The organism is Bdellovibrio sp. HAGR004, assembly GCF_055397015.1.
Genome location: NZ_AP029176.1, coordinates 3,071,652 through 3,087,657, shown reverse-complemented (window position 1 = coordinate 3,087,657; position 16,006 = coordinate 3,071,652). Strand labels below are relative to the sequence as shown.

Below are 16,006 nucleotides of genomic sequence, written 5' to 3'. Positions count from 1 at the left end.
CAAATTTATTTGAAGCGGAGATTTATTGATCCGCGATAAATTCTAAAACTCAACCAACTCTGTAAGCCTTCTGCATTTCTGGAGGCAGCTTCATTAGCCATTGCGAAAGGCTTAGGCCTTTTCTTTCATCGGCGTTGAGTTTCGTGAAATACAGATGCTCGTCCCATCGAGAGCCAAAATCCAATTTTGCGAGGTTCACGAATTTTTCGTTTCTCCGCAGACGATATTTTTGATGATAATCTTCAGCGGTCCAGAAATAACCCTTCTGCTCTCCAGCCTCGACGACCTCCGGAGAATTTTCATTTCCGAGCGCTCGAACCAATTCCTCGGCCACGTTTTTTTGATCCCTATCAAATACAAACAGAATCGGGCGATACTGACCTTGTTTCTTTCCCGGTACAAACCAGGACTCAAAATTTCCAAGGAGATCTCTGTAAGAGATTAGATCCTTATCGAAGATAACTCTTACAACTTCGGCATGACCCTTTAGGTCGCGGTACGTCGGTTCCAACGTTGATGCTCCAGCATATCCGACGCGAGTTTGAACAACGCCAGACATTCCTCCAAAATTTGCATCAGGTCCCCAAAAGCAACCCATAGCGAAGATAGTTTGACTCAACTGTCCTTTTCTAACGGCCTCTTCGATCCCTTCCGGACTCGCAAACTTATAGTTCTCAACCACGTCTTCATTGTTCACTCTTTGTTCCAACATATTTTTCTCCTTTTAACTTTCAAGGATGGTTGCGACGCCCATTCCTCCTGCTGTACAGACTACGATAAGGCCGCGCTTTCCAGGCCCAGCCTGGTGCAAAATCTTCGCTAGGACCGAAACAATCTTAGCCCCTGTGGCCGCGAACGGATGACCAAGAGCGACACTGCTGCCGCGCACGTTAAGTTTCGAGCGATCAATCTTTCCCATTGCTTCGGGCCGGCCAAGGCGTCTTTTGCAATATTCAGGCGACTCCCACGCTTTCATTGTGCATAACACTTGCCCCGCGAACGCTTCATGAATCTCATAGAAGTCAAAGTCTTGGAGTTTCAGATTATTGCGCTTCAACAGCTCACTGACTGCAATGGTGGGAGCCATGAGCAACCCTTCTCCCGCAACGTAGTCAACTGCCGATGTATGTGAGTCCACGATCTTTGCTAACAACGGCCAATTGTTCTTTTTGGCTTCTTCCTCAGAGGCCAAAAGAACGGTGGAGGAGCCATCAGTCAGAGAACTGGAATTCCCCGCTGTAAGAGTGCCGCTTTCGGTCCTATCAAAAACCGGCTTTAACTTCTTCAGTTTTTCGATTGTTGTGTCATCACGCAGAATTCCATCCGTGCTTTTACCTAGGTACGGGAAAACCAGATCATCGTAGAAACCCTGCTTATATGCTTGAGCCGCGTTTTTGTGACTCTTCAAAGCAAGCTCATCTTGCTCTTGCCGAGGAATGTTCCATTCCTTAACCATAAGTTCGCAATGTTCACCCATAGATTTGCCGGTTCGTGGCTCAACGACCGCAGGCAGCACTGGCCTTAGATCACTTGGTCTAAAGCTCAAAACGATTTTCATTTTCTCGCCGAGCGTTCGTGCAGAATTCAGCGCCATCAATTTTTGCGAGAGTCTACGGCTGATCATTATCGGCAGATCGCTATTGCTATCAACACCGCCCGCAATGCCACTTTCAATTTGGTAGCTTGAGATTTTGTGTGCAATTTGGATCGTATTTTCCAAGCTCGTCCCGCACGCCCGCTGCACGTTATACGCGGGTGTATTCGGATGTAGACCCGAAGACTGGACAACTTCACGGGCAAAGTTCCAATTCGCCGAACTGTGCATCACGGCGCCCAGGGCTACGTCACCGACCGTCTTTCCCGCAAGATTATACCTATCCACCAAGCTTTTTAAGCTGGCAGTCATAAGATCGGTGGTAGTCACATCTTTGTAGGTGGTCATCGATTTCATAAACGGAATGCGGGCTCCGCCGACGACATATGCAGTTCTTGTTTTCATGTTTTCCTTTCGGGCTTCGTGTGCCGCTCAAAAACTTCTCCGACTTTCACGTCGTAAGACTCGAAAATATATTCTTTGCCTAGCATCTTGGCTTTCTTATGCTCAGGATGCGTATCCCACGCGAGAAAAGCTTCTTTGGTGAGGAACTCAACAATCAGAACATCGTCACCATTTACGGAGGTGAATCTTTCGTGTGTTCCGTATCCGGGTATGGCCTCGACCAGTTCTGACATCTCGGCATACCTTCTTTCAAATTCCTCAACGTGTTCCTTTGCTACACGACTGCGAAAAATTGCTATAACCACTATCTCTCTCCTTATAAACTAAATTTAATGAATTATGCTAATTCGCTAAAGATTCTAGCCACTTGTCAAGTTCATCGAACTTTGGATTTCTCAACTTCTTTGTCCCAATGAGTATGGTTGGAAAATTCAGCTTTCCCGTCGTATAAAGGGATCTCAACTCGCTTGCGGCTGCATCATCTTCATGGACATCCAGGAAAACGAATTGGACCCCTTTTTCTTTCAAGTACCGCTGGTAAGTCTGAGTCTTGTGGCAGTCTTTATGGCCGAACAGCTTAATCAACAAGCTCCGCTCCTTTTTGTTTACTGAAGAGCTTCGCGTATTCGCCATATCCCTCCGCTTCAAGTTTCGCCCTTGGAACGAATCGGAGCGAGGCCGAGTTCATGCCATAGCGAAGACCGGTTGACTTGGGACCATCGTTAAAGACATGGCCCAGGTGCGAGTCACCGTGTTTGCTTCGGACTTCGATGCGAGCCATCCCGAGCTTTCTGTCGGATTTTTCAACAAGGTTTTCTTTCGCGATGGGACGGGAGAAGCTCGGCCACCCGGTACCCGAGTCGTATTTGTCGAGAGAACTAAAGAGCGGTTCGCCGGACACCACATCAACGTAGATGCCTTCCGACTTATTATTCCAGTGCTCATTCAGGAACGGCCGCTCCGTTCCTGATTCTTGAGTGACGTGATACTGCATGGGAGTCAGAGTCTTCTTGAGCTCCTCTCGGGACGGTTTTTTTGGATCTTTCCCATCCCACGCCAAGGCGATTTGAGTTATGATGATCGCCATTACGACGAACGCCATTAAAAAATTTATTTTCATAAAGCCTCCATTTTAAAAAGTTATTCTACGAACTTCAAAGCTTCCGAATTGATGCAGAAACGAACTCCGCTCGGCTCCGGCCCATCTGGGAAGACGTGACCTAAGTGAGCGTCACATACATTACAAAGAACTTCGATTCGACGACCGTATGTCGTGTCCAGTTCATACTGGATGACGTTGTCTTCGACGGGCTCAGAGAAACTCGGCCATCCTGTGCCCGAATCGAATTTGAGATTAGAGTCAAAAAGTTCGGTATCGCAACCCGCGCACGCATACCTTCCGGGCTCATAAAAGGAACAAAGCTCGCCCGTGTGGGGACGCTCGGTGCCTTTTTTTCGCATGACGTGAAATTGCGCCGGTGAAAGAATTTTCTTCCATTCATCTTCACTCTTCTCGACTCGTCTTGGTGGCGCGGGAGTGCCGTTGTCGAGATGGTGAGTGATACTTTTCCAGGTGAACATAGATTACTCCTTTAATTGCTTTTAGTTTCTGGACATCTATTAGCCGTCAATCCACGAGAAGAAGTCCGTAGCTCCTCCGATGAATTTTCCATCCACAAAGATTTGCGGAACGGTTTGATGATTTGTTTTTTCTTTCAGCTCCATATAGATTTTCGGGTCATCGTCTAAACGCACTTGTTTGAAATCGACCTTCTCAGAAGTCAGATAGTTTTTCACTCGCGTACAAAACGGACAATGGTCTTTCGTGTAGATCACGACATCCTTTAGTTCTTTCATCTCTTTTTCCTCACTCGTTATCTTCATTGTTTAGTCTCTTTCAAAGTGGCAAGAATATCCGTTTGGATGCTTCTGCAAATAATTTTGATGATATTCTTCAGCGTCATAGAAACCTGATTCCTTCGCCACGCTAGTCACCACAGGATTCTCGAAACGACCCAACTCGTTGACTTCCTCAATGACGTCTTCAATCGTCATTTTTTGGACCGCATCTCGGTAAAACACTGCAGAACGATACTGAGTTCCGATGTCGTTACCTTGGCGGTTCTTCGTAGTCGGATCGTGGATCTTAAAGAAGTAGTGGAGTATTTCCTTTAGAGAGATCTCGTCTTCGTCGTATTCCACGCGGACTGCTTCGGCGTGTCCGGTCGCACCTGTTCTGACGTCCGCGTATTGGGGATCGTCAAAATCGCCGCCGCTATATCCGACTTTTGTGGCTGTCACGCCGTCTAAATTTCTTAAGAGGTCTTCGAGACCCCAGAAGCAACCTCCAGCAACGATCACATAATTCAGTTTCATATAGCCTCCTTCATTATTAGCCGTTCACTTATAGAATTGACTTTAAGGCATAAAAGAGGGATATAACATGCTCAATAGTTCGGACAATATGACTTATACGCCAATCCGGGCAGGAGTAAGTATGGATGTCCTCAGCGATATTTTAGATAAAGTCCAGCTCACCAGTAGTTACTGGTATCGGACTTCTTTTGCCGGCGACTGGGGAATCAATCTTCCAAAGGAAGACAATTTCGCTAGATTCCACATCGTGACTCACGGCGAATTTTGGTACGAAGTGCCCAAGCTAAAACTCAAAGCCCTAGCAGAGCAGGGAGATATCTTGATCCTGTTTAAGGGAATGGAGCACACAATGACAAGTGCTCCCAAGATCAAGGCTGAGACCGCTGTTGAATTCAGATCCAAAGGTCATCTCACTGAGGCGCAGGTCCTAGAGTACGGCGATCAGAGTAAGCTGAAAACGAATCTCGTTTGTGGACACTTTTGTTTTAACGGTGGACCCGATCACCCATTTCTTAATTCCCTGCCACAAATTGTTCATGTCAAAAGCGTGGAGAATGCCCATTCGCCATGGCTCGCAATGCTTTTAAGTATCGTCGAGCATGAAGCCAAATCGGGCCTGCCGGGTAGTAACGCCCTAGTAAGAAAATTGACCGAAATTATTTTTGTTCAAGCGCTAAGAATTCACATGCATAAGGCTAACAAAAAAACAGGGTTCTTTCGGCTGATTGAAAATCCTCAGATCAGTAAGACGCTTGAAGCAATCCATCAAGGTCTAGAGCAGAAATGGGGACTCGAAGACCTCGCTGAAATTGCCGGAATGTCTCGCACCAACTATAGCGTCAAGTTTAAGGAACTGTCCGGAATGACACCTCTTGATTACCTCACATATTGTCGTCTTGAAAAGGCGAAGCAACTTTTAACGGAGTCCACAAAATCCGTCCCTGAAGTAAGTGAGGCAGTTGGTTATCCCGCTCACGAGCATTTTCAAAAATTGTTTAAGAAAAAAATTGGGCAAACACCGAGTGCTTATAGAAAAGCGAACGCTTGAAAGGCTAAAGTATGATTAAGAAGTCCACACCAATTAATACCATCGCTTTCTGGGTGATTCTTATCGGAGGCGCATTCTGCCTGCTGATTCCAATGATTGCGCCGATGCTGCCTATTCAATACTTGAAAGGATACGGTGATATTGGAAGCGCCATTGGAGGTATATCAAGCCCGTTCGTGCAGATCCTTGGGTCGGCGGTTCTATTCCTAGCCTTGAAAGCACAGATCGATGCAAACGGCATTCTTCATCTTCAGATAGAGAAGGAGAATAAAAAAGAGCAGTTGAGACACGAGATAAATCAGCTTCATGAACTTTATCTGTTCGTGGAGAGAAATATTAAAAATTTTAGCTATGATCAAAAAACGACAATTGATGGTAAGTCGCAAAAAACGCTCTTACACTCACGCCGAGCTATTAAATGCTTCATCGAAGATTTAGAAGATCTGGAGGTTGATATTCATAACGACGCCGATGTGCTGATGTATGACGGAGTGAAAGAAATTATGAGTATCTTAAACAGCGTTGAGCTTTTTTTCGAGAAGATTAAAACCAGCAGCATCGAAGCCTACCACAAAAATTTTCACAGAACCCTGATGCAACACGAACTTTTGTTTAGCATTTTTCCGTATCAAGAATTAGATAGCAAAGCGCATTTAAGACAGGAGCCGTGCCCAGAGTGCGGTGAATATCACGCGAACTATCCACCTCTCATATATGATCGTTTACAGGAGATTAAAAAACGTTTCTTTTGAGTCTATTTAAGTACGGGATGCTAATTCGGCACGCTTATGGCGTTACTGCTAAAAGAACTTAGCGTCCCGAAGAAAACTTAAACTTTTCAAAATAGGTTGCTCGCATGGCTTCAGATGAACTGCGCTCTTTGTTTTGTACAGATTCAAACTGATATGATCATTTCCGCCAGCCTCTTCCGCAAATAACTTAAAGCTATTCCCTTCGTTAAAAGTACTTTTGGTAACAATATAAAGTCGATTTGCAAACGTAGCTCTTGATGTTCCCTCGGGAATCATGAGGATTTTTTGATAGAACCAAGTTGATGGGAATGACTCCATGATCTGATTATCTCAAATTAACAATTAACTAGCAATCGCTTACAAGAAAGCTGGGCAACCCTTCAGAAATTACGTTCTTTTTCATATGACGGTCGTCGTCGGAAATCTAATTTTTTGCGGCCTGTGCCATGACTGAGAATATTGCCATTCAGTAAGTTTTTTGTGCGATAAGAAGAGTTACAACTAACTTTGGCATCAGGCCACCTGACGAGGCGAACCGTACCAGGCGACGAAAAGACGGCTCTTAAAAAGGAGCGTCTTATGTCTACAACATGGGCTTGGGTTATTCTTGGTATCGCTGGACTTTTAGAAGTCTGTTGGGCAATCGGATTAAAATACACCGATGGGTTTACGAAATTCGAACCAAGTGTCCAATCCCACGTAGTTTGACCGGTTTCAAGGGGGGCAAATCCCACGTAAGTGGACCGGCTTTGGGGGAAGTAAATCCCACCTAATTTGACCGGGCAATTGCTTACGTTTTCAGCACATTTTCTCCATCTGATCCCATGCGCTAAGCTGCTGGTTTAACAACCAGACTACAGCAAGGAATACGCATGCGGAAACTCAGAAAAAAGGACTTGGAGAAAATCACAGTGGACCGAAAAATCGTCGAAGGCCTTCGCGAAGGACACTCACTCACCGCACTGACTAAATCAACTGGTAAAGGCAAAGGTTACGTCATAAAAATCCGCGACCAGGCGATAGAGCATGGCTATGTAGCCGTCGCAAACCCAGAGAAGAAAATCTACTGCAAAACCTCAAAAGAAATCCCACCTTACCCAGAGGCGCTGTTTCCGCTGCGCGATGGTCGCAGCGAGAAGGCCATTGAAACGGATGCCATCTTAGATCCCAAGCGCGAATGGATCAAGGAGCGCATTGAACTTGGCTGGAGTCCGCAAAGTATTTTTGAAGAGCTTCCGCTCTCTGTCCCGCGATCTAACTTCTACCGCTACATTCACCGCCACAAACTTATGCGATCCGCACCTGCGCGCAATGTGATGGAGCTTGTTCACTCACCGGGGGAATGTCTGCAGGTGGACTGGGGAAAGCTCTTTGACGTCGTCGATCCTGTCACAAAAAAGAAAAAAACAATTTGGATTTTCGTTGGCGTTCTTGGGCATTCTCGTTACGAGATGGCCCGAGTTGTAGAGAAACTCGACTTTGAAACAACTGCCGAAGTTTTAATAAGCATGTTTGAGGAACTTGGCGGAGTCCCTCGTAAAGTGACTTCTGATAATCCCAAAGTCTTTGTTCATGAGGCATCAAAGCACGAGCCGACGTTGAACCCGGCCTTTGAAAGACTGGCCTCGCACTACGGGTTCGTTGTCGAGGCATTGCCGCCTTATTCTCCAGAGAAAAAAGGCAAAGTGGAGCGAATGGTTCCAATGAAGCGTCGCCTTTTTGAATCCTACGATAAGTCCCAATATTCACTGAGCGGCGCACAGTCACACATGAATAAAAAGATGAGTATCGCCAATGAGAGAAAGCACGGGACTCACCTACAAAAACCTTTGGATGTGTTTCTTAACGATGAAGCCTCGTTGTTAAAGCCTCTTCCTTTATTACGCTACGAAGTGGAAACCATCACTCGCTCAACAGTGAGGTCTGATGGTTATGTTCGCTTTGCAAACAAGTACTACCGAGTAGACACAAGACTCAAAGGCGAAATAGCTTTGGTGATTGGTAATTCAGTTCAAGTAAGTATCTACTGCAACGGTCGACTGTTAGAAGTTTACGAGCGCATCCAAGATAAATTCACAAGTAAAGCCTGTAAAGATCATTACAAGGAGTCTTGGGAGAAGACTCTTCAAGATCATGGTCACTATCTGAAGCAAGCAAAAATTATCGGCGTCAATGTTGAGCGCTTTGTAGGAATTATTTTGGCTCGAGGCGAAGGTTTTGTTGATACACGCAGCGTATGGGGTCTTCTGACGCTGAACAAGAAGTACAGCAATGCCGACATCGACAAGGCCTGCCTTTCAGCGCTGGAGTTATCACAGGTAAATTTAAAAACAGTTCATCAACTATTGAATATTATGGCAAAGCCAAAACCCAAAGCTCCTCGTCATGAGGAGGTTTTATCCGCGCAGACGGTGGGAGGTAAGTTTGCGCGCGACATGAGTGAGTATAAAAACCATTTACGTCTGGTTCATAGCAACCAGGCCCACTGAAAGGAAAGACAGTTATGACAATAGATGTGATACGCGATCAGTTAAAGCAGTTACGAATGCCCGCGGCATCCGCAGAGATCGAGGGTTTAGTTCAAAAAGGAAAACGCAGCCAGGATCTTAAGTGGCTCAGTGAGCTTCTATCCACGGAATTAGATGCAAGGGCAGATAACGCCGTAGAAAAAAGGATTAAGAAAGCGGAGTTCCCAGAGCGAAGAAGCTTTGAGCAGTTCAATTGGGATTTCAATAAAAAACTCCCGCGCGAAAAAATCGAGGATCTGAAAGATTTAAAGTTTATCGAGAACAACGAAATTGCATTGTTTTTGGGAAGTCCCGGCACGGGCAAGAGTCATCTTGCGATTGCTCTTGGGATGAGCGCTGCGCAGGCTGGTCACAGTGTTTTTTGTACGAGTGTAAAAAGACTTGGGACAAAGATCCGTAAAGCGCGCGAGAACAATAAGCTCGATGTTTTATTCAAACAAATTCTAACATCAAAGCTATGGATCTTGGATGACTGGGGCGTCGTAACAATGCCACGAGACGTGAGTGAGGAGATCTTCGATTTATTTGATCGACGCAAGCACAATTCGGCTATGATCTTAACCAGCAACCGCGACGTTGAAGAATGGCCACAAGTTTTTACCGATCCGATCCTGGCAAGTGCTGCCATCGACAGGATGTTCGAGAATGCCCATATTTGCATTTTTGAAGGCCCCAGTCACCGCATGAAGGGACGAATAACTTTCAACGATATTGACAGCGAGTAGAAAGACCAATAAACCCTCAAAAATCAGGTGGTCAAAGTATCTGAAACGAACCCGGTCAAACTAAGTGAAACGGAACAAACCAAGTATTTTCACGCTCACAACACTTGCCGCGAGTATGTATCTGCTTGCTAAAGTAAGCCAGGTGCTGCCGATTGGAACAGCCTATGGCGTATGGGTAGGAATCGGGGCGATGGGTGCCGCGATTCTTGGGATTTTTCTTTTTAACGAGGGTATCTCACCACCTCGTTTGCTTTTTTTGGGACTTTTGCTGGTAGCGATCATTGGTTTGAAGCTCACTTCCAGTTAACGACTTACCAAGCCATGTCTTTTCCGAAGCGATATACCATGCACCACTGGATGTATTCTTTGTGCTCTTTTTTAACTTCGCAAATGTCTGCAATAGCTCGCTCTACTTCGTCGGTGGGAGTACCGATCCCACCAAAGGCCATTCCAGAGGAACAGTACTCGAATATCTTTGAAATGTCGGTTTCGAGATCAGTCAGGAATTGCTCTGTGATTGGATAAAAATGTCGATAGCTCGGATACCGATGTAGTTTGAGAATGTCTGGGTGTTCGTTAAGGCGAGAGCAGAGTTCTTCCAGTGATAAGCCGCTAAATTTCCTTACCAGAAAGCAAAATCGCTGGCGGAAGGGTCGTACGCTTCGGAGGAATCTATGCTCAGGTGTGCAGTCGTCGTCCCTCAGCATATCCTTCCGAAGCTGGCGTAGTGAGCGTGAGAGCGTTCCATGTAGGTGTTCTACAGTTCCGAAAGAGCCTAGTTCTGGTTGTTGGACTTGATAAGCCATAGTTTGGCGAAAGTTTGAAAGCTGCAAAATATTGCTCAAAAGAATCTCCTTTAGCCTGTTTATGGAGCATGGTGTCTGGTGAAGAGCTGTATCCATGCGAAAGGAATAAATAAAATCGCATATAAAGTACCATATATGAGCCTCATATAAAAGGCTCATATATGGCCGCTCATTGGCTTGGGTTATGAATAACCTAAGTCCATGAAACCACGCGAGAAAAATTCCACCTTACCCCGATCCGACGCAGAATTTCGTCTTCTTAGGAAAATTGGGCAGCAGATTCACAAGAAACTACATGACTTGGACAAGCCCGTTGAATGGCTGGCATGGGAGAGCGAAACTTCTAGGGCCACGGTGCGAAGAATCTTTGATGCCGAAGGAAATGTCGGATTGCTGACCCTGGATCGAGTGGCCCACGCTCTCGGTTACAAAGATGGGGTTATTGGACTACTCAACGATCTTTAAGAAAGGGCTATGCCCCTTCTTGTTCGATGAAGTCTTCAACAGATTGGATGCTGAAGTAAGTAGAGCCATTGTCGAAGGAAAGGATATTGCCTTCGGATTCTTCTTCCGATTCGTAGTCACACAGCGCACAACGCCAGCTTACGGGATCATTTTCTTTCATCAGAGTTACAGTGTCGAAAGTCATCCAACCAACTTTGGTTTCTTCAGGATAGCACTGACGAATTGATTCCTCGAAAGCCTCTTCAAGATCGGCGGCGTCAATTTCGGTTTCCAGGATGTGCTTGATGATCCAGTGAGTTCCGTACTCGCAGCCCACTCCAGGCAGCAAGCGCATGAGGTCATCGCTGCCACAAGATTCACAGCAGGCCGTGGGAGCTTCTTTGTAGCATCCATAGCAGAATGGGATGGAGCGGTTCAGGGCAATTTGTTCGAGTTTTTGTTGGATTTCGTTCTTCATGGTCATCTCCTCTTTAGAGTTGTCGTTTTCCCCCGTTGTGAGGGCTTCTTCGCCCCGCCTAGGAAGCCCGACGGGGGAAAAAGGAAGAGGAGGCAAAGTCCCTCGGCCCGACCAAGCGAATGCGGCAGAACGAGTGACAGGAGTGCAACGGATGGCGCGAAGTCTGCGGGGGGACGAATCAGGGAATTTGCTGGAGCGACCGCCAGCAATGCTAAAGGAGTCAGGAGATGCCGAACGAATCCGGCAAATCCTCGTTCTTGCCCGCTGCTACTTCTTTACTGGTAGGAGCATGGGTTTGCCCCACTTGGACGCTTGCGAGTCCTTGAGGAGCTGATACTGAGCCACGCGCACTTGCTGGATGAACTTCGGGAGCTGTCCAGTAGCGGCGGCAAAGAGAGCGGCAGCAACGGCGGCTTGAATGAGTTTGTTAGGGATAGACATAGGAACCTCCTCGGTTACGGATGATTGGTTTGATTTGTAGAATGTTGATCTTGAGCTGCTAGAACAGCAGTCTTAAGAATCTGAACTTCAGAGGGAAAACGCCTAGAAAATCGGGTTTTTCTCTCTGGGCGCAAGTAGCAATCAAGTAGCAAAAAAGTAGCAAACTCAGGACATTTCGTGAGATTTCACGACAGATTCAAGAGAAGGCCGCAAGGCCCTTTTCAATGATTTCAAGTGTTTATGATTGTTGGGATTTTTAATTTTTCTGCGACTGCGGTATTCAAAAATTGGTCGGGGAGATAGGATTCGAACCTACGACCCTCTGGTCCCAAACCAGATGCGCTACCAGACTGCGCTACTCCCCGACAGAGAAAGGAAACTACATAATGGTGGGGCCAGTTGTCAAACTACTAGATTCTAACGCGCAATATAAGCTATCCTTTTTTCCATGGAAAACTTTTTGAACTCGTTGCCGAAGCCTGTCCTTGCCATCCTGGTCCTGGCAGTCGCTATTGTTGTGTTTATGGTCATGAGCCCGCCTCACTCTGTGTGCGATACGCAGGCGGAAACCTTTAAGGAGTTGCAAAAAGGCAACATCTTCCCAACCCTTTACAAGAAAAACAAAATCCCACCGACGATTGTGCGTGCAAAAGAGGCATGTCAGCTCGGGAACAGTGCGGGGTCTTGTTATGAGTACTTCACGATTCTGCGTCAAGTGGCTGAAGGTGTTGGGAAGGCGTCGGCGGAGTGCACGCCTCAGCTTTATGGTCTGGCCGAGGTTCGCTCGGCCCTGAATGATGGTTTGGAGTTGATGGCGCGGCTGGCGTGGGGGACAAAGCCCCCAGAGCCGGGGTTGGAGAGATTCGGATGGATGCAAGACGCAGAAATCGCGATTTTTTGCCGTTTGAAGAGTATCTACACGCGCGCCAATGGCGAAGAGTCCTGGGTCAGCTTCCGCAGAAAAGTTTACGAAAAGCTTCCTGGTGAAGAAATTCCGCCATCTTCGGATCCAAACTACGTGGCGGCAGAGCCTCGTAAGGCCACTCTGGTCCTGTCCGAGCAGGATATCTGGAATCGCAGTCTGTTCTCTGTGCGCTGTGAGGTTTACTAGGTCTTTAGAGTGAGATTTCCAAAGACTTCCAGCGAGGGCTTTGGTTGCGATATTCTATCTGCCCATACAGTACCAGATCGTGGTCCTCGCGATGTTGGATGCGGAAGCCGAAGTTTTGAATCTTGAGCAGGCTCCATTCGGCAGGATTCAGGCCAAAGTTTTTAAGTTGGTTTTGTAGAAGCAAAAGATTGAGTGCATAGAGTTTCATGGTTCCCCCATTGTTTAAGTTGTTGAAAGACCCCTAGTGCAAGGCGGGGGCCGGGCGGAGTCGGAGGTCTGCTGCAAATTAAAGGGGTTTCGGCTGCCCTGGGTCTTGAGTTGTCTTCGAGGCTGGTCTAGCTTCTTGGATATGAGACGAAATGCCTTTCTTGGATATTTGATCGCCCAGTTCATTGTTATCATCTCTGTGATGGCCCTGTTCCGGGGTGTTGAAGACCGTCAGGTTGCGGCCACTCTGGCTGGGATCTTGTTCGTGGCGCTTCCGGTTGTTTTGATGACTTGGGAGTACCGCCGGGCTGAACTCAGTCAAATGCTGTGGTTTGTCGTGGTTATGCAATTTTGGACGCTGTTTGCGTTGCCTATTTTGGGGATTCGGCTGGCGAACTGGGGGGTGCCTTTTGAGCAACTCTCATTTATTGGGATTCCGGGTCCTGCGCTGCATCAATGGTCCAGTAAAAGTTACATGGCGATGATGGCGGTGACGGCCTGGTGCTGGTGGAAATTGTCCCGAAAAAAGTCCTAAGGGCTTAAAATCAGGTTCAAAACGCAAAAAAGCCGGTTCATCACCGGCTTTTTTGTCTTCCCAATCAGGAAACCTATCTACAAGTTCAGATCGGATTAGATCTCGAAAGGAACTGGAGAAATTGCTTCTGCTCTGTGGAATGTATCGTAAGAGTCAGAGCCAGAAGGCAATAGACCCAAGTTACGGGACTTCTTTACAGCTGCAGCAACTTTTTTCTGTTGAGCAACGGAAAGTTTAGAGATTCTGGATGGAGTGATTTTACCACCGTCACCGATGAAACGAGTCAAAGATGCTGGATCTTTGTAATCGAATACGTGGTCACCAGAGAATTCCTGACGGTATTTGCTACGAGTTGTCTTTTTCATTACTATCCTCTTTCGATTTCCTATTGGTTAGCGAGTTCTTGTGTATACGAGAAAAAACAGTTGCCATCAAGTGTCTTTTTACTTTATATGGTTGTTTCTTGTTTTGCCGCGCCAATAGGCGCCAATCCAGACTTGTAGCCAGTTAGCGGGCCTGAGGCCTGCCTGTAAGAGATGAGCCAGAGGAGCTTAGAATGAGCAAATGTGAAGTAACGGGAAAAGGCCCCATTGTTAAGAACTTGGTGAGCCACTCCAACATTAAAACGAAGTCAACTGCTCTACCAAATGTTCAGAAAAAACGCATCTTTAGCCGCGTTCTGAACCAAATGGTTAGATTGCAAATCGCAGCAAGCGCTATCCGTGACATGGAACACGTTGGCGGTTTCGACAACTTCATTCTTAATCAAGATGACTCCAAGCTTTCTAAAAGAGCTTTGGCAGTTAAAATGAGAATTAAGAAGAAAATTAAGAACTAATAAGGCTGGCCGACATGAAATTGAAAATCAAAAAAGGCGCGACAGTTCAAGTTATCACAGGCTCTGACAAAGGTAAGAAGGGTTCTGTTCTTGCTGTTGACGCAAAAGCTATGAAAATCCAAGTTCAAGGTGTGAAAGTACAAACACACTACGACAAAAAAGACGGTCTTTTGAAAAAAGAAGGCTTCATCGACTACTCCAATGTGAAGTTGGTTGAAGGCGCTTCTAAAGAAAAGAAGACTTCTAAAAAAGCGACTAAGTCTAAATCTGCATAGTCTTTCATCCGGTTGTTCTGACGAGATCAACCGGGCAAAGTTTGCCTAAGACAAAGTCTAAATTTGGTCCTTAAAGCGATCTCTTCGTTTTAGTCTCTTACATAGCTGCGTAAAATCTAAGTTGAGTTTAGAAATGTTAATTTCGGCCAACTTGTTAAAAGAGGAGAGCAGCTTGAAACAGGACCAAATCTTTAAAGCAAATAAATTAAAAGCACTGTTCTCGGCAACGATGACGGTGCTTTTTTTTTTCGTCCCTAGGTCAGGCTGCTGAGCTGGGCGAGTCCTTGGTTTTATGCAAACACAATAAAACAGTGCGCACCCTGCGTGTTGAGATCGACAAAGATCAAATTTGTCGAACGATTTACACCAAACAAGGTGTGGATGAAGTGATTGGCTCAGGCCAAAATCATCAGTCGTGCAGCGAATTCGTCACGAATGTCAGAAAAAATCTTGAAGATGCCAAATGGAGCTGCCGCGAGGTCAAAGAGGCCCGCACTTCCAATGTTCTGCTTAATGCAGAGTAAGAGAGGATTTTCATGAGTGCTGAACTGGTTGTTGCTGCTATTCAAATGACATCTGTGGATGATGTCGCAACCAACCTCACTCAGATGGAAAATCTTCTGCAAGAGGCCTTTCAGAGCGCATCACCGCGTTTCGTGAGTTTCCCGGAAAATTGTCTTTATCTGCGTCTTAAAGAGGGTGAAAAAATTGAAGGCCTGACGGTCAGTCATCCAGCCTTTGTGCAACTCGCGGATCTTGCAAAAAAATATAATACCTATCTGCATCTGGGGTCGGTGCCTTTGTATTTGGAGGGGCATCTCTACAACTCCTCAATGTTAATTACTCCTGAAGGGGAGATTCGTCCCACGTATCAAAAAATGCACTTGTTCGATATTCAGCTTGATGGACAGGCGCCGCTTCGCGAGTCGGATGTATTCCGTCACGGGCAGGCTCCCAGTGTGATTGAGGTGGATGGATTTAAGATCGGTGAAGCCATCTGTTACGATGTGCGCTTTGCGGAGCTCTTTTCCCAGTACGCCCGTCAGGAGGTCGATGCGATCTTGCTGCCAGCGGCATTTTTGGTAAAAACCGGGGAGGCGCATTGGGAAATCCTGCTGCGCGCCCGTGCGATTGAGAATCAATCTTATGTGATCGCGGCCGCTCAAGGGGGGACTCATCTGGGTCTTCGTGGTGGCACTCGCGAGACCTATGGGCACAGCTTGATCATTGACCCTTGGGGGACTGTGGTTGGTCAGGTCGAAAAGCGGGTTCCGGGGGTCACTGTTTCCAAGCTGACCCGAGACCGCATCGATTCTGTGCGCCGCCAAATACCTATGAAGTTTCACCGTCGCCTGCCAGTGGGCTAGTTGCGGCTCTTCCGCGCGCTTTGTAAAAACTAAGTCCTAAAGTGCACTTGAAAACTGGACGGAGTCCGGGATTTCC

Annotated in this window: 23 protein-coding genes, 1 tRNA gene, 2 pseudogenes and 1 riboswitch; of the genes and pseudogenes, 12 read left to right on the top strand and 14 right to left on the bottom strand. The window is 46.6% G+C overall.

The annotated features are described in order from the left end of the window. Positions 1 to 49: 49 nt before the first annotated feature. The 8 genes from ACZ5ZV_RS15395 to msrA are packed head-to-tail and all read right to left on the bottom strand — an operon-like array spanning position 50 to position 4,375. Positions 50 to 712, bottom strand: coding sequence for a peptide-methionine (S)-S-oxide reductase MsrA (locus ACZ5ZV_RS15395; protein ID WP_464118074.1), 663 nt, complete (start codon positions 710 to 712; stop codon positions 50 to 52). A 12-nt stretch (positions 713 to 724) separates the two neighbouring features. Next, the gene (locus ACZ5ZV_RS15390) at positions 725 to 1,999 is read right to left on the bottom strand and encodes an acetyl-CoA C-acetyltransferase (RefSeq protein ID WP_464118073.1); all 1,275 of its coding nucleotides are present in this window, start codon (positions 1,997 to 1,999) and stop codon (positions 725 to 727) included. Beyond that, positions 1,996 to 2,304 (bottom strand): antibiotic biosynthesis monooxygenase family protein, encoded by a 309-nt coding sequence (locus ACZ5ZV_RS15385; RefSeq protein WP_464118072.1) that lies wholly within the window; start codon positions 2,302 to 2,304, stop codon positions 1,996 to 1,998. The genes ACZ5ZV_RS15390 and ACZ5ZV_RS15385 overlap by 4 nt, the downstream gene beginning before the upstream one ends. Positions 2,305 to 2,341: 37 nt before the next feature. Continuing rightward, entirely contained in the window at positions 2,342 to 2,632 is a 291-nt protein-coding gene (locus ACZ5ZV_RS15380; RefSeq protein WP_464118071.1) for a glutaredoxin family protein, read from the bottom strand. Next, complete coding sequence (msrB, locus tag ACZ5ZV_RS15375; RefSeq protein ID WP_464118070.1) at positions 2,577 to 3,119, bottom strand: peptide-methionine (R)-S-oxide reductase MsrB; 543 nt, start codon at positions 3,117 to 3,119, stop codon at positions 2,577 to 2,579. The genes ACZ5ZV_RS15380 and msrB (ACZ5ZV_RS15375) overlap by 56 nt, the downstream gene beginning before the upstream one ends. A 20-nt stretch (positions 3,120 to 3,139) precedes the next feature. Further along, positions 3,140 to 3,580, bottom strand: coding sequence for a peptide-methionine (R)-S-oxide reductase MsrB (gene msrB, locus ACZ5ZV_RS15370; protein WP_464118069.1), 441 nt, complete (start codon positions 3,578 to 3,580; stop codon positions 3,140 to 3,142). Between the two features lie 39 nt (positions 3,581 to 3,619). Then, entirely contained in the window at positions 3,620 to 3,856 is a 237-nt protein-coding gene (locus tag ACZ5ZV_RS15365; protein WP_464121426.1) for a glutaredoxin, read from the bottom strand. 30 nt (positions 3,857 to 3,886) lie between these two features. Then, entirely contained in the window at positions 3,887 to 4,375 is a 489-nt protein-coding gene (gene msrA / locus ACZ5ZV_RS15360; RefSeq protein ID WP_464118068.1) for a peptide-methionine (S)-S-oxide reductase MsrA, read from the bottom strand. 121 nt (positions 4,376 to 4,496) lie between these two features. Here msrA and ACZ5ZV_RS15355 point away from each other — a divergent pair, with 121 nt between their 5' ends. The 6 genes and pseudogenes from ACZ5ZV_RS15355 to ACZ5ZV_RS15330 all read left to right on the top strand — a co-directional run. After that, positions 4,497 to 5,423, top strand: coding sequence for an AraC family transcriptional regulator (locus tag ACZ5ZV_RS15355; RefSeq protein ID WP_464118067.1), 927 nt, complete (start codon positions 4,497 to 4,499; stop codon positions 5,421 to 5,423). Between the two features lie 11 nt (positions 5,424 to 5,434). Further along, positions 5,435 to 6,175: a hypothetical protein gene (locus ACZ5ZV_RS15350; protein ID WP_464118066.1), complete on the top strand. Its 741-nt coding sequence runs from the start codon at positions 5,435 to 5,437 to the stop codon at positions 6,173 to 6,175. A gap of 504 nt (positions 6,176 to 6,679) precedes the next feature. After that, positions 6,680 to 6,740, top strand: a riboswitch (guanidine-III (ykkC-III) riboswitch). A 14-nt stretch (positions 6,741 to 6,754) separates the two neighbouring features. After that, positions 6,755 to 6,865, top strand: a pseudogene (locus ACZ5ZV_RS15345) (SMR family transporter); the annotation flags it as partial. Positions 6,866 to 7,047: 182 nt separating this feature from the next. Further along, entirely contained in the window at positions 7,048 to 8,664 is a 1,617-nt protein-coding gene (gene istA / locus ACZ5ZV_RS15340; RefSeq protein WP_464117241.1) for an IS21 family transposase, read from the top strand. A 14-nt stretch (positions 8,665 to 8,678) separates the two neighbouring features. After that, positions 8,679 to 9,428, top strand: a complete 750-nt coding sequence (istB, locus tag ACZ5ZV_RS15335; protein ID WP_464117240.1) for an IS21-like element helper ATPase IstB — start codon at positions 8,679 to 8,681, stop codon at positions 9,426 to 9,428. A gap of 79 nt (positions 9,429 to 9,507) precedes the next feature. Continuing rightward, positions 9,508 to 9,735, top strand: a pseudogene (locus tag ACZ5ZV_RS15330) (DMT family transporter); the annotation flags it as partial. A gap of 4 nt (positions 9,736 to 9,739) precedes the next feature. On the opposite strand, the gene ACZ5ZV_RS15325 reads toward ACZ5ZV_RS15330, so the two are convergent. The 4 genes from ACZ5ZV_RS15325 to ACZ5ZV_RS15310 form a co-directional block, all read right to left on the bottom strand. Continuing rightward, positions 9,740 to 10,273 (bottom strand): hypothetical protein, encoded by a 534-nt coding sequence (locus tag ACZ5ZV_RS15325; RefSeq protein ID WP_464118065.1) that lies wholly within the window; start codon positions 10,271 to 10,273, stop codon positions 9,740 to 9,742. A 433-nt stretch (positions 10,274 to 10,706) separates the two neighbouring features. Continuing rightward, positions 10,707 to 11,156, bottom strand: coding sequence for a hypothetical protein (locus ACZ5ZV_RS15320; protein WP_464118064.1), 450 nt, complete (start codon positions 11,154 to 11,156; stop codon positions 10,707 to 10,709). A 267-nt stretch (positions 11,157 to 11,423) separates the two neighbouring features. Continuing rightward, entirely contained in the window at positions 11,424 to 11,597 is a 174-nt protein-coding gene (locus tag ACZ5ZV_RS15315) for a hypothetical protein (RefSeq protein ID WP_464118063.1), read from the bottom strand. A 288-nt stretch (positions 11,598 to 11,885) separates the two neighbouring features. After that, positions 11,886 to 11,962: transfer RNA gene (locus tag ACZ5ZV_RS15310), tRNA-Pro, on the bottom strand. Positions 11,963 to 12,045: 83 nt separating this feature from the next. On the opposite strand from ACZ5ZV_RS15310, the gene ACZ5ZV_RS15305 reads away from it, so the two are divergent. Beyond that, positions 12,046 to 12,708, top strand: a complete 663-nt coding sequence (locus ACZ5ZV_RS15305; protein WP_464118062.1) for a hypothetical protein — start codon at positions 12,046 to 12,048, stop codon at positions 12,706 to 12,708. 4 nt (positions 12,709 to 12,712) lie between these two features. Here ACZ5ZV_RS15305 and ACZ5ZV_RS15300 read toward each other — a convergent pair whose 3' ends face one another. Continuing rightward, positions 12,713 to 12,916: a hypothetical protein gene (locus tag ACZ5ZV_RS15300; protein WP_464118061.1), complete on the bottom strand. Its 204-nt coding sequence runs from the start codon at positions 12,914 to 12,916 to the stop codon at positions 12,713 to 12,715. 141 nt (positions 12,917 to 13,057) lie between these two features. Here ACZ5ZV_RS15300 and ACZ5ZV_RS15295 point away from each other — a divergent pair, with 141 nt between their 5' ends. Continuing rightward, positions 13,058 to 13,450 carry a hypothetical protein gene (locus ACZ5ZV_RS15295; protein ID WP_464118060.1) on the top strand — a complete coding sequence of 131 codons (393 nt, stop codon included), beginning with the start codon at positions 13,058 to 13,060 and terminating at the stop codon, positions 13,448 to 13,450. A gap of 95 nt (positions 13,451 to 13,545) precedes the next feature. On the opposite strand, the gene rpsR is transcribed toward ACZ5ZV_RS15295, so the two are convergent. After that, a complete protein-coding gene (gene rpsR / locus ACZ5ZV_RS15290; protein ID WP_464118059.1) occupies positions 13,546 to 13,815 on the bottom strand; it encodes a 30S ribosomal protein S18 in 270 nt (89 codons plus the stop codon). A gap of 191 nt (positions 13,816 to 14,006) precedes the next feature. On the opposite strand from rpsR, the gene rpmB reads away from it, so the two are divergent. The 4 genes from rpmB (at position 14,007) to ACZ5ZV_RS15270 (ending at position 15,930) form a co-directional block, all read left to right on the top strand. After that, positions 14,007 to 14,288, top strand: a complete 282-nt coding sequence (rpmB, locus tag ACZ5ZV_RS15285; RefSeq protein WP_262554330.1) for a 50S ribosomal protein L28 — start codon at positions 14,007 to 14,009, stop codon at positions 14,286 to 14,288. Positions 14,289 to 14,302: 14 nt separating this feature from the next. Beyond that, positions 14,303 to 14,563, top strand: coding sequence for a KOW motif-containing protein (locus ACZ5ZV_RS15280; protein ID WP_464118058.1), 261 nt, complete (start codon positions 14,303 to 14,305; stop codon positions 14,561 to 14,563). Between the two features lie 284 nt (positions 14,564 to 14,847). Next, positions 14,848 to 15,087 (top strand): hypothetical protein, encoded by a 240-nt coding sequence (locus ACZ5ZV_RS15275; RefSeq protein WP_464118057.1) that lies wholly within the window; start codon positions 14,848 to 14,850, stop codon positions 15,085 to 15,087. A 12-nt stretch (positions 15,088 to 15,099) separates the two neighbouring features. Beyond that, entirely contained in the window at positions 15,100 to 15,930 is an 831-nt protein-coding gene (locus ACZ5ZV_RS15270; protein ID WP_464118056.1) for a carbon-nitrogen hydrolase family protein, read from the top strand. The last annotated feature ends 76 nt before the right edge of the window (positions 15,931 to 16,006 follow it).